12 protein-coding genes are annotated in these 12,983 nt (G+C 48.4%); 1 reads left to right on the forward strand and 11 read right to left on the reverse strand.

Annotated elements, in window-relative coordinates; genetic code table 11:
* Positions 1 to 22: 22 nt before the first annotated feature.
* Both JUF21_RS09075 and JUF21_RS09080 read right to left on the reverse strand, forming a co-directional pair.
* Entirely contained in the window at positions 23 to 643 is a 621-nt protein-coding gene (locus tag JUF21_RS09075; RefSeq protein WP_203664078.1) for a PTS transporter subunit EIIC, read from the reverse strand.
* Positions 644 to 673: 30 nt separating this feature from the next.
* Entirely contained in the window at positions 674 to 2,050 is a 1,377-nt protein-coding gene (locus JUF21_RS09080; RefSeq protein WP_203664080.1) for a glycoside hydrolase family 1 protein, read from the reverse strand.
* Positions 2,051 to 2,180: 130 nt separating this feature from the next.
* Between JUF21_RS09080 and JUF21_RS09085 the strand changes: the two genes are divergently transcribed.
* Entirely contained in the window at positions 2,181 to 2,903 is a 723-nt protein-coding gene (locus JUF21_RS09085) for a GntR family transcriptional regulator (protein WP_203664082.1), read from the forward strand.
* 1,826 nt (positions 2,904 to 4,729) lie between these two features.
* Here JUF21_RS09085 and JUF21_RS12060 read toward each other — a convergent pair.
* The 9 genes from JUF21_RS12060 to JUF21_RS12090 form a co-directional block, all read right to left on the reverse strand.
* On the reverse strand, positions 4,730 to 4,864 hold the full coding sequence (locus JUF21_RS12060; protein ID WP_255559899.1) for a hypothetical protein: 135 nt from the start codon (positions 4,862 to 4,864) through the stop codon (positions 4,730 to 4,732).
* Positions 4,865 to 5,268: 404 nt separating this feature from the next.
* Positions 5,269 to 6,090 carry a DNA/RNA non-specific endonuclease gene (locus JUF21_RS09090; protein WP_203664208.1) on the reverse strand — a complete coding sequence of 274 codons (822 nt, stop codon included), beginning with the start codon at positions 6,088 to 6,090 and terminating at the stop codon, positions 5,269 to 5,271.
* Positions 6,091 to 6,147: 57 nt separating this feature from the next.
* Positions 6,148 to 8,190: a DUF3991 and TOPRIM domain-containing protein gene (locus tag JUF21_RS09095; RefSeq protein ID WP_203664089.1), complete on the reverse strand. Its 2,043-nt coding sequence runs from the start codon at positions 8,188 to 8,190 to the stop codon at positions 6,148 to 6,150.
* A 47-nt stretch (positions 8,191 to 8,237) separates the two neighbouring features.
* A complete protein-coding gene (gene mobP2, locus JUF21_RS09100) occupies positions 8,238 to 9,494 on the reverse strand; it encodes a MobP2 family relaxase (RefSeq protein WP_203664091.1) in 1,257 nt (418 codons plus the stop codon).
* A complete protein-coding gene (locus JUF21_RS09105) occupies positions 9,487 to 9,930 on the reverse strand; it encodes a hypothetical protein (RefSeq protein WP_203664093.1) in 444 nt (147 codons plus the stop codon). Before JUF21_RS09105 ends, mobP2 begins: the two co-directional genes overlap by 8 nt.
* Positions 9,931 to 9,939: 9 nt before the next feature.
* Positions 9,940 to 10,185: a hypothetical protein gene (locus tag JUF21_RS09110; RefSeq protein ID WP_203664100.1), complete on the reverse strand. Its 246-nt coding sequence runs from the start codon at positions 10,183 to 10,185 to the stop codon at positions 9,940 to 9,942.
* A gap of 263 nt (positions 10,186 to 10,448) precedes the next feature.
* Complete coding sequence (locus JUF21_RS09115; protein ID WP_203664107.1) at positions 10,449 to 11,264, reverse strand: ABC transporter ATP-binding protein; 816 nt, start codon at positions 11,262 to 11,264, stop codon at positions 10,449 to 10,451.
* A 15-nt stretch (positions 11,265 to 11,279) separates the two neighbouring features.
* Complete coding sequence (locus JUF21_RS09120) at positions 11,280 to 11,900, reverse strand: hypothetical protein (protein ID WP_203664109.1); 621 nt, start codon at positions 11,898 to 11,900, stop codon at positions 11,280 to 11,282.
* A 14-nt stretch (positions 11,901 to 11,914) separates the two neighbouring features.
* A complete protein-coding gene (locus tag JUF21_RS12090) occupies positions 11,915 to 12,982 on the reverse strand; it encodes an NlpC/P60 family protein (RefSeq protein WP_308439770.1) in 1,068 nt (355 codons plus the stop codon).
* Between the last annotated feature and the right edge of the window lies 1 nt (position 12,983).

Here is a 12,983-nt window from a genome sequence, read left to right on the forward strand (position 1 = left end):
TACCGATGCATGGCGTAACAGCCTAGACCACTATCAAGAATTCGTTATCATCGTTGCACTTGACTTGAAAATTGAGGGAATTAAATGAATCACCAACGGCCGGCGGAATTTGGTCGCCCAAGTTAATCTGCAGCCGCTTGATGTTGCTTAGCCGAATGAAGACTTCGGTTGCCAACAGGCCGATGATAATCCCAGCAAACATCCCCGTGGTGCCCAAGTTAGCAAAACTTAAACCGCCAGTAACGTTGATGGCTGCCGTTTTGCCTGCTGGTGTCATCTGGGTGGTGATTGGCATCATCACAATCAAACTGGCCAGTGAAATGACCGCTGCAGTCAAGGGGTTACGATAGCCTTTATTCCGCGCGAGAATGAACCCCACGACCGGAGCCAACATTAAGCCGGCAATATTCAATGTCCCGTTGGCAATCAGCGTCCCCCACACTTGGAGGTGAGCCAACGTCTCACCTTTGGCAATCCAAGGGAACACCACGTTATTGATCAACGTTCCCAGCCCTGCCAGGATGAATAATGGCATGATGGTGGCAAACGCATCACGTAATGACCTGAGGTGAACCTGGTTACCAATACGGCCGGCCACCTCCGAGAACTTATCTAAGAATTTACGACTCTTAGATTCTTCCATTTTTTTCACTCCAATCCTATAAAGAATTCATCAACTTAAATCCTCACCATTAGAGCCAAATGCTTTTTGGAACCATTCAAAGCTGCGCTTGGGAATGCGGCGTAAATCGCACAATTCGTGGTTGGTGCGATTGACATAGACCGCGCCGTAGCGCTTATCGATATCGCCTTTGGAACTTGGAATATCGATTAACCCCCAGCCTAGATAACCCAAGACTGGCACCCCGTAATCACGCACTGCCGCTTTAAGCGCCTGAATGTGATCACGATGATAATTGATGCGATAAGTATCATCGATGGGATGTTCACCATCCCATTGTTCGCGCACGCCCAGACCATTTTCTATGGGAAAAACAGGTAAACCCGTCTGATTCCAAATCTTGGTTAAAGCGTTCTTGAACCCGGTTGGATCAATTTGCCAGCCCCACTCGCTTGAAACCAAATGGGGGTTAGGCACGGTGCCTTGTTCAAACCACCAATTGACCGGCGCCTGTTGGTCAATTTTCGTGTGGTCAATAGCGGAGGAGGCGTAGTAGCTGAAGGCGATAAAATCACTCGTTGTCTGAGCCAAGGTTTCAAGATCTCCTGGCTCAATCAAGCTCATCAAATCTGCTTCTGCCATGAAGTGCAGCACTTCCGGTGAATAGTGACCATGAGCAAAGACATCAAGATAATTGTTGTTCACAAATTCATCGATGCGCCGCGTTGCTTCAACATCTTCGGGATCCGAAGAGGCCGGATAAATTTCTGCGTAAGCTAACATGCCGCCAATTTTCAAATCAGGATAATGGCTACGAATAAACGCCGTTAACTTCGCGTGAGCAAGCAAGGTATGATGACTCAGTGCATAAAGCGTGTGAATGTCGCGGGGAGCTGTCAGGTTGCCCCCGCTGTCGAGGCCAGGATTATAAGTAAAACAATTGTGTTCGTTAAACGTAATCCAGTATTTGACCTTGCCAGCAAAGCGCTTTAACATTTCCTTGCCGTAGCGGACAAAAGCTGCCATGGCTTCACGGGAGACAAACCCGTTGTAACGTTTGGCCAGACTCAGCGGCATATCGAAGTGATACAGACATATCATCGGTTCAATGCCATGCGCCAAAAGCTCATCGATCAATCGGTCATAAAAAGCGATTCCCGCTTCGTTGAAGGCCCCATCACCTTCCGGACACACCCGACTCCAGGAAATCTGAAACCGGTAACAATTCATGTTCATTTTCGCCATCCACTCAACATCCTCGGGATAGCGATGATACTCGTCGATTGCCACTTTCCAATCCGTGCTGTGTTCCCCAGCCTCCTTAATGTCATAGACTGACGGACCTTTACCATCAACGTTCCAAGCGCCTTCAGTTTGCATACTTGAGGTTGAATTGCCCCACAAAAAATCTTGATTTAGCGTTGTCATGTCCCACCTCCATGATGCAATATAGACGCTGGATACATCTTTGGCAAAGGCAAATAGGTATATCTGACTATTCAAATTTTCAGAAAGAGCTTCAAGTCCCGATGGCAGCGCTTTCTAAGAGGGTAGACAAGTGGAAAAATATGTTGATATCGCAAAGCAGCTGAAATCTAAGATCTTGAAGGGCGAATATACCAGTGAGGTCCCTTTACCTGCTCAAATTTCACTCGCAGTGATTTTCAAGACCAGTCGCGTCACGATTCAAAAAGCTTTGGATTTGTTAATTAACGAAGGATTGATTTACAGCAAGCAAGGCTCAGGCACTTACGTCAAACAGAACATTAATCTGCTGTCTAAGTTTGATTTCACCATCGACCAGTATGTTGGCACGACTGAGTTGATGCGAGGCCACACCGTCACTAGCGATGTGATTGAATATGACGTGCGGTTGCCGCAACCCAAAGAGCAAGAGAACCTTAACCTCGCCTTCTCAGATGCGGTCTACGACTTTTACCGCTTGCGCATTGTGGATGACGTTCCTTGGAAAATGGAGCACTCCATCATGCCGGTGAAAGTTGTACCGGGTCTCAATCAAGGCGTGTTGAAACATTCAATTTATCGCTATATGCGCGAAGACCTAGGTGAAACAATTGGCGCCGCCTACCGCATCATTCGGGCGGCGCAGCCCAATGCCTATGATCGGCGTTACCTCAGTGCCACCTCGGATACCCCGATGCTAGAAGTCGAGCAAATTGTTTCACTGGCCGATGGGACCCCGTTTGAGTATTCGTTTACCCGCAATCGCTATGATGAGGGTTCCATTGTGGTCTATCATCCTGAACGGCCGATGCTTTAAAACAAATTGGGCAGCGGAATATGAGGCGGCCCTCTCGTTAGAACAGCAACGGCGATTATCTTGGAATGTTAACCTCACAACTTTGTCAACAGTTACACAACGGATGCGCATCCAACTCACACGGGAAGGTGCGCCTCCTTCATTGCGGTTAATCATAGAAACCTCAGCGGTGAGAATGAAGGCCGTTATATTTTTATCGGTGGCAGCAGTTAAAAAATTGCTAACGCCGAACGCTAAAAACACGCTCTGTAAGGCAAAAAGGCATCTAGGAAAGCAACCACTATCACTATCCAATGTTCGCTGAATTTCCAAATCATCATCTCTATCACTCCCTTTATCGAGCTTTATCATTCACATTAACACGCAAGATCAACGGTAAATTCGCTTAGGAAGAACATTGAACACAGCAACGTGTTCTACACGTGCTTAATGTTCTGAGCTTCGTTTTCGTCTTCTAGGATAAATGGATCGAAATAGTCGAAGCCGTCCTCTCCATGCTGAAATTTCAAAAACCAATCAAGGTGTCGATATCTTCGTTTATTTCTAGTGATCGATGCGCTTTACGAACTAGAAACATCGTCAACGCAGCGACGAGCCCTGAATCGTATTTTTGAGCAAAGTGCAGACTGGCACCACTGAAGAATGCTGCTGTAGCGTCGGTTAACTCAGCAGTCGCTATATTTTGCGCGAGCTCCTCCCAAAAAAGATTCAGGCAGGACTTGACTTGTGGCCAGCTTATCAAATAGTTTTTCTAGTATCAGTTGGCTGGAAGCAGACTTTAACTCTTCAAAGCAAAGGCAAAACATAGTCGTTTCTGGACTTTCTGAGCTCGTATGGCGCATCATTTCTGCTCTGAGGTGCTTCAGATCACGTTGATTCATAAGCGTTGCCCATGCTTGGTACTATTTGAATTTAACTCGATGACTTAATGGTCCCCCTCTAAAAAGTAAACACTCGACAAATCTAAATCACTCATTTCGCAGATCGTTTTGGCTCAATGGTGTTTGCGTTGCGAGATGGTTCCGTGACAACCTGTGCTGACCGCCGTGGCGATCTGAAATCTCAGATCGCCACAGGCTACGCTCGGTTCTGGTGCAAAGTTGAAATTAAGCGTAGATCAAAGTGACTGTGTTTAGTGGTTGTAGCCTATGCCGCTAACAATTGGTCGACTTCTTGATACGCTGAAAAGCCGAATAGGCCTAGCTTCTTTCGGCTTTCTTTGTGTATCACATGCATGGTTTCAATAAAGGCAACACAAACTGGCAGGCCAAAGCCCGCCAAGTGGTTCAGAACGAGCGTTACTTTGAACGCGTGGCGCGTGGCACGTATCAAGTAGCGTAGGAGGTAATCAAAATGGAGATAGCGACATTTGCAAAACTAGCCAAGGCTTATAACGGCGAAGACGAGAGTTTGGGTAACCTACTTGACGACGTGATGAATTACCCATACCTGCGTCAGCAGGTACAATGATTTTGGTGGTGAAAACCAAACTACCAACCTGAAATAAACATTAAGGCGCGGGACGCGCCGTGGTCAATAGACGTAACCTCTGCATAGAAAGCTTAGTGCTGGATGTGTAAGTCAGCGGTGTTCCCAGAAGCTCGGTCATTGATGGCCGAGTAGTTCACGCTGGCATCTTATGGCCAGGCGTGGTCAAATCCGATCGGTTCACTAAACCGAGGTTCCATGCTATAATGAAACCGTGCAAAAAGGCACCCCATAAGGAGTGCCCTTCCACAGCGGATACCGTTTAAAGAACGGTGGTCAAGCAATCACAAACTAAAAGCCGCGACGCCCGGTCAAAGTCGAAGCGGCTTTTAGTTTGCTCATTTTTTCCGGCCGAAGCCGGTTGCTTTCATCAGCTTGCGCACTGCATTGACCAGTCGCGTAACCGCGAGGACAAGCAGAGCTAACGCACTGATGAAGGCCGTGATTGTCGCCAAAGCGCCAATCACAAGCAAACCCGTACCTCCTTTCGTTGGAATTAAAGGGTATGAGCCTTACGCCCATAGGCCTCACCTTCTCCCGAATCCGAAGATACCACCGCTCATTAACTTTTCCGCTATGTTCATTATACTACTTGATCCGCCAAATGCCTAGAGCCACGGGCGTTTGACGGTTTTTGCTTACATCAAGCTAGCCCGATAGGTAGCCGCCGCGCGCCGCCAGCAGACCCCATGGATTTCGTATCGCCATAATGCCGTGCTGTCAGACGCAATTCTGAGACGTTTTAACGCGAGCCAATGAACAGTTGCTCACTTGAACGCCTAAATATGGGCAAAAAAAATAGCCCCGTCGCCCTTTCGGACGGCGGGACAAATGAAAAGACCACGCATAAACATTCAATAGGGAAAACGAAGGTATCCTAGTTCAGGCTGAATTGACCGGTCTTGAAATTGAGCTTTACGCCCTCTTGCTGGTTAAAGACCCAGACGTTCAAACGTAAAGCGTTCGGGTTCTTGAGAGGTTGAGCAATGACGTGCACGCCACGGGGTACAAGCTCTGACCCACTATATATAGGGATAGCCTGGTAAGCCACTGCTTCATCCTGATGTGCTTGGAGATAGTTGCGCGTTAGTGTTTCAGGATAGGCCATGCCGCCGGGGTTACTCAGGTCATTGGTGCCAACATTTTGTGCGCGCGTACCCAGAATAACGTTGTGAGTTTGCATATCGCCATTTAGTGACCAGGCGACCAGGTGCGACTTGTTGTAGAGATAGCCCCGATAGCCTGTAAGCTGCACAATGTGATTGTTGTTACGCCCGCCCTGCCAGGACTTTTCGCCTGCGTTGTGGTTGAGCACAAATTTAGCGTTGAGGTACTTGCCTGAAACTCGCGTTTCTGAAGGGAAAGCGGGCCGCTTCACCACGCTGCTGCTATGAAACATCATTGACGGATAAGTGACAATCGCGGTCACGCCTTGAGTGCGGCCCGCGCGATCCAGGACGCTATAATCCGTCGATGCTGAAACGTAGCTTGGATCCTTCAAATTGCGACTGACCGTGCGGGCAAATGCCCCTTTAAACACGGGCTTGTTATTGTCTACCGTCATGTAGTTCTGTGGGTATTTGTTGATACTGAAGTGAGTGTTGATAAGTGCCGTGTCCACTTTGGAGTTTTCGGTGGTTGCTCCCGGAAGCAAGCCGGATAGCTGGCCCACTGCTTTGCACCCGGCGAGTGTAACCATCAGGGTTGCAAGGGCAACCAGGCGTCCTAGATGCTTGAAATTCACAAGACAGCCCCCTTATCTTTCGACCTGGGCGGCGGCTTGCATGGCTTGTCGCACCAGGTTTGGTTCCTGCTTCTGTGATGCTGCGTGCTCCACACCCTCAGCGCGCTGGTATTTCCGCTCGTCTTCTTTATCAACGGCGCTGTATCCGTAGGTTTTGATCAGATAGGCCATTTCCTGCGGCGAGTCGGCTTCAAAGAGTCCTTTATTGAGCTGGTTAGCTTGGACTGCTTTAAGACGATCACGCCCATCCTGGTCACGCTCTTGGATCACCTTCAGCCCTTCTTCTTGCGACTTGTTAGCATAAATGCGATCAATTAAGCGGGCTGGAAACCCACTCTCGTTTTGCACCTGCTTCAGTCGGTCGTTCCAGTCCTTAATTTGATACTGCACGGGCTTGACCCCGCCATTCTCGTACTGGGCGGTATAGGCTCGCAGCTTGCCAATAACTGCTTGCTGCATTGTTGGATCGAGTGTCGGGTCAAGGCGTTTAACCAGTGCTTGATAGTCGAGTCCGCTCTGGTCAGTTAGCTCGCCCATCAGACTAGCGAGTTGACCGGCACGCATTTCATATTGGCTGCCAGGCGCGCTGCCATCGCTGTGAGTAAAGCCACCCTTCAGCCCAAACCAGTTATTAACCTCCTTATCGTCATGGAAGTTAGTTTCAACCTTATCTAAAGCTGCCAACGGTTCCCACGGTACATTAGCCGCCGCAGCTTGTTGCTGCAAGATCCTAAGACGCTCGTTAGGGATAGCCAGGTCGTCAACCATGAAGTGGCCGTAAGGCAAGGCTTCGCCTGTTTCGGCATTCTCAAAACTGTGTTTATTGACCATCTCATCGAAGAAGCGGTGGCCTGCTGGGTCATTATCGACGCCAAAGCCAACGCGTTCAGGCGCGTTACCAGTGCGTGTATGATAGTAGACCATAGCCTTGATTACTGACTGCGGCTTGAGGCCATCCATAGCAAAGAACATGGTGTCCTTGGTTTGTGGATGCAAGCTCAGATAAGACAAAGCGTCAATCGGCGACTCAAAAACGTATAACTGCTTTGGATGCCCAATCGTGAAATTGAACCCATAATCTTGCTCTGAGTTTTTGGCAATCTGCTTGAACGTACCGCGCGGCCCGTTGTGTTGTTTGTCGATGGTCGTACCCTGGATAGAAGCACCAACACGCTCACCATCACGCGCCCAAACAAAGATGGCATTGCCTTTGTTGTCCTGTTGGATAAACCCGCGTTGATGCAACTGATCAATGATTGAAGGGTTCAACCCACGGGCCAGCGTCAGGTAATCTCGCGCACGGCTGAAGTCTTTAGAGTTCTGGATGTCATACTCAAACGGCTGGCGTTCCTCCGCTGTTACCTTCGTAGTTGATAGGCTACTGTCATTCAATGCTGTTACTGCCTTGCGGAAATTATCCACGCCCACCACCTTCATCATGAAGTCGATAGTTGTTCCGCTAATCTGGCGACTGTTCCAAGTGAACATATTTTTTCGTGTGTTGACCTTCAGCGAATCGTGCAGATCCCATGACCAATAGTCGCCGCCGTCGTGTACCAGGTTGATGCCGTTTTTAGCTGCAACGTCAAGAATTGAAACTGCTTTAGCGTGGCTAATCATCTCCGTTGTGAGGCTTGACTTTTTCGCCTCAGGCTTTTGCTTGTCTACTACCATCTCGTTTGCCCAACCAGCATGGTAGTGTGAGTCGGGACGTGAGGCGGGCAACTCTGAGACCAGGCGTGTGTCCCACCGTTTCAGTTCTTCCTCGCTAAAATCCATGTGGCTTTGTGGTTCACCGTCGCTGCGGAAATTGGTTAGCTGCCAATCGACACCGTCTCTTGAGCTTTTGGTTAGTATTGCATAGAGATGAGTTTCTCCGTTCGCATCGACGCGCGTAATCACCAGTGATTGCCCTGGGTGTCTACTGAATTGTTCTTGCCACCAGGCACGAGCGACTGCGCTCTTGGCCGCAAGTTCGTCGAAGTTACCCTTAGCCGGGCTTGGCACTTCTGGAGCAAACGTAGCCTCTACTTTTGTGCTTGTATCTGTTGCCATTAATATCCCTCCTTGGGTACAAAAAAGCCGTAGCTTGTTAGCTACGACTACCACCCCCGCTCATAACCGGGGCCTTGCTGACGTTGATGGTCAGCTTCCTTTTCTTCCTGCATTCGATCGTATTCTCGTTGTGCCTGTCTGTGTGCTTGTACGTCGCCAGCCAAGGCTCGCTTAATTGAAGATACTGCTCCCATAATTCCCTGGGTAGGATGTCTTCCTTGTGCCTTGTGATAAGAGGAGCCGTTCGGATGTTCCTTTCTATACACCGCATCATCGGCCTCACGCATCTCTTTTAGAATTGAATTACCCATTCTGGCATACAGCTCTTTGTACTTGTTGTGCTCATAGTCTTTAGCCCGTCCTGCTTCCTTACCATCCTGTCCACTGCCGTATAGTACTTCTCGAAAATCAGTCTCAGATTTCAGCGCCTGGTCAAATTCTTGCAGCTCGCCAGGGTGGTAACGCTGCATGTATTTTGAACTAAAAGCGTCAAGCATCGGGCGTACCTCATGCAAAGCGTTCATGTTGTACTTCCACATACGCTTATCGTCGGGAAGCGCCTTATAGATGTCTTTGTATAGTTGCAGCAAGTCAAAGTCTGGCAGTTTGCTCCAATCATAATCGTGCTGCGGCAACTCATTTCTGATCAGACTAGAAAGTCTGGCAAGCGACTGATCGCGATTGACTAGTTCATTAGCAATGGAAGACTTAAATGCAGAGATTGTAGCTGGCTTGAGCATTCCCCTGGCTTCCTCATGGGAACCACCATCTGGATCACTAAGCGAGAACATGTGGCGAGTAGGCTCTGGTTCAACAAAGGCGATATGAACATGGATGTTGTCCGTATTGAGATGGATGGATGCAGACCAGATTGCCGTGTTAGAAAGTCCCTCGTTAATTAGAAGACCGCTCATTCCGTTGCGAATTGACTGTTGAAGTTTTTCCTGGTCAAGCTGCTTAGTGCGAAGATCATAAAGGCCATGATCCGCCAGAAATCGGTTATCAAAACTGACGACTGTTTGCCACATCAAAGATCCGTTGTTCTGGGCCATGGCAAACTGTCCCTTCAACTCAGTTCTTTCTTCTTGCGTCAGACTGTCTTTTGCAGCAGTGAACAGTCCGTCACTCTTTTCGGGGTTTTCCATGTAATGGTTATAGCCATCAAACCTGTTCGCATTCCAGTCCTTGAAGTGTTCACTCCTCATTGCTTCCGGTCGGTCCATGTAATTGACATACCCGGAAAATTTTTTGTCGCCGGGGGAAACAAACTTCATTACAGTGACAATCCCTGGCGTCTTACTCATCACGATCACCCGGTGTAGATCTAGTCAATTTATCCTTGCGTGCAACCTGGTAAGCGTGGATTTGATCAGCCACCTGTTGCTGCGTATTTCTTACCGATTCTGCCACCACATCTGTTACTGGGATGCTATCTTCCATGCCGCTAATAATGATGTAGGAGTTGATAAGATTTAGGAGCACACGTACATTTTTATCAACGTAACCAGTCCGAATACGAATTGGATCGAGCTGCGGCTTGATCTCAGCAGCGATGGCTTTTGCAAGAGAGTTTTGTTTCTCAAGCTGCTCTTTGATCAGCATATATTCTTGAAATAGTTCTTCTAACGCTTCCCCCCGGCTTCTCAGATTACGGTTGCATTGAAATTGATCAATCCAAGCCCAATTCAGCTTGCCGGGAGTAGCATCTTCCAGGTAAATGAAATGTCGTTCCTTTTTCATTCTGGCCTCCTACTTTTCTCTAAGGAGTGACACAAAGCTGTTCAGAGCAATGGTCGCCTCCTCAAGCACTTTTTCATTTTTGGTGAGCATTTCAGCCAGGCTATTTCTTTCCTCGTTGACGTAATAGTTGGTCGCGTGAGAATGAATTAGCTGGCGTAAATATTGTTCTCTGGAAATGCCTTTTTCATTTGCTAAGGTGTCAATGATTGATAGATCCGCTTTGGGCACCTGGCGTATTTTGACCTCGTTTGCCATCGTAATCGCCTCCTGTTTTCTACTGCCGCTTGCGGCGGGGCGGTTCAAAGTTCTGGCTGGGGCGAAAAGCCCAAGCCATTTGAAAGAGCATAAGGGAAATCCGTCCCCACAAGTGGTGAAACCCGCAGTGCGGGTTGATTTGTCGTGGGGCCAGAAGTAGGGCTATTGATACCTGTTTTCGGGTGTTTTGCTACCCCTCTTCGGGCACGAAAAAAGACCGATTCTGGCTGATGGTATCAATAATGTGGTTTTTGATACCCCTACTATTCCAACTGCTTTTGGTATTTCTGCCGGGCAACGGTAGCTGTTTTGATTGATGCTTTGGCATTTTTTCGTGCCGTTTGTTGCGTCTTCAAAGAGCTTTTTGTGTCGGCAATTTTCTGTTTTGTTGCCGTCTTTTGTGATCCAGTTTGTACGTTAAGTGATCCTTCCTGCTTCTTCAAAGTGGCCTGCAAAGTGACAATGTTCTTGTCTGCCGTCTTCACTTTTTTACGATAGGCCGTGAGACGTTTGCCATAGAAATGAACCATGTATTTGAAGTATTCACGTTCAAGTTGGTGGTCACTTGGCGTCACGTTTTCGTGAGAACTTGTTGCTTTTGTGATGCTAACTGGCTGTGATGATGACATTGAAATGCCACCATTGAGTTGCTTCTTAGTGCCGATGCTGACGAACAAAGCAGCCTGCTTTTCGGGCACATGTTTAACAATCAAAGTGTAGAAGTCTTCGCTCACTTGTACGAACTTTGAAGGCAACGCTTGACCATTGCCTGAGCTTCTGGTGCGCACGTTAGCGGTGATAGGTTCCAACGGGTTGATCTGATTATCCTTAACGTAGAAATTCAACTGGTAGGTGGTCTCGTTTGCATATTTTGATGCACCCGCAAAGCTAAATTGGTTGTCCCCTTGCATGAAAGACTGATCCATTTTGACGCCATCTACTGTGCTGTTTTTTGGAAATAAAAAGGCCACTGCAAATGCAGCGGCGACAACTGTAATGATCCCAACCAGGAGGTAAATGAACTTTTTTTCTGCCCGGTTTTTGGATCGCATTGTGATTGATGAACTAAAGGCACTCAAAGCATTGCCTCCCTTCTATTGTTGGTTCAGAGGTACACCAGGTTCCATTTGTGCGTACACGTATTCACTCCATTCGGTGATCTGATTATCCTTGAAGTTAAGTCGGTAGATGATGTCTTGCTTCTGTGGGTTAGTGTTGCCAGCGCCACTGAGATCAAAGACAACCCGCACGGTTACTTGTCGATTTGCGCCATTAGCGGGCTGAATTTGTACATCCTTTGTGTACCAGGTTGTGCTCCATTTGTAGTTGTCTGCGGCCATGCCACCTGTTGGAACGACAACGAGATCATCCGCAATCTTCTTTGTCGCAATCGCCTCAATATCATCGTGTTTCTTCTGCGCATTGTCATAGTATTCAGTGTTTAAGGTGACAAACTCTTTGGCACGTTTTGAGAGCTTGGCGTCATTTTCTTTTAGCGCCGAGAACTCTTTTGCGTCGGTTTGATTGGCTAGATTAGTAGCTGTGTCTGCACCGGAGCTGCTGCTGTTTGATGTTCCTTTTGTTTGTTTCTTAACCACTACGCTAGTTTGTGGAACCGGTTTTGACTGGTTGGCTTGATACCAACCAACGCCCGCCGCACCCGTAGCGAGAACGGCCCAGGCCGTAATGCCTGCCAATACTTTCTTACTTACCATATTTACATCCTCCGTTACTTTATTCTGCCAAAACCAGCGAAGTGTGACTGCCAATAAGATGACGTGTAGGTGGCGATGTTGACGTCTTTACCTGCGGCATTGATCATCCGTGTACCAGAAAGCACAATCGCCACATGCGTTATGCGTGGTCCAGCATACGTGCCCTGGAAGAAGACTAGATCGCCTGCTTTAACCTCACTCTTGCTAATCCGCTTGGTGGCATCATACTGCTGCTGAGCCGTTCTTGGTAGTGAAATCCCGGCCTTACGCATCGCCCATTGAGTTAGGCCGCTGCAATCAAAACCAGGCGGATTAGAACCCGAAACATTTGCACCAAAGACATAGGGTTTACCAAGCTGTGCTTTAGCAGCACTATAAACCTTGTCAAAGTAGCTCATCTTATCGCCCATGATACTGACGTTGGCATTACTACCTTTACCTTCAAACAGTGACTTTGCGTCCTCTTTGGTCATAAACATCTTGGCAATAGATACGACGTTTGCTATCCACCCTGAGTTCATGTTCGTTGGGTCATTGTCGGCACCGATTGGAGCGTATGCTGTTTGCAAAGCAGGTAGCGTGCTTAACCCACGTACCACAACAAGGTTGTGCAGCGTTTCGGCGGTAACGTCAATTCCCTTTTCAAGACTGCTAAAGTGCATGACGTGACTGCCACGCATTTGCCCGCTTGGATTGTTGTCATATCGCACAGCATGACTCGTGCCCCACCCAGACTCGTTTGCCATGATAGCAGCAAAGATAGCCGGATTAACGCCAGCCTTTTGTGCGGCCGCAATGGTGTACTGTTCCTTATCAGCAAGAACCCCACGCCCGTAGTTTTTGACCCAGGCAGCGTGAAAGACGGCTGCGTTGAAGACCATATTAGTGAGTAGCCCACCGGAACCAGCGTCAGCAGAAACGTTGCTTTCCTCCTGTCCCAAGTACGCATCAACTGAGGTGAGGACGCCAAGCATCAGCGTAAGCCCAAGGAACAGTGCGGAGACGGCGAGAACGAGCGGCACGAGCCACTTACGCCTGAGCCACCCGATCCAGACACGCCTCATGGCTGTGGCTTGCTCCATA

The organism is Lacticaseibacillus sp. 53-4, from assembly GCF_016861805.1.
Lineage (GTDB): Bacteria > Bacillota > Bacilli > Lactobacillales > Lactobacillaceae > Lacticaseibacillus.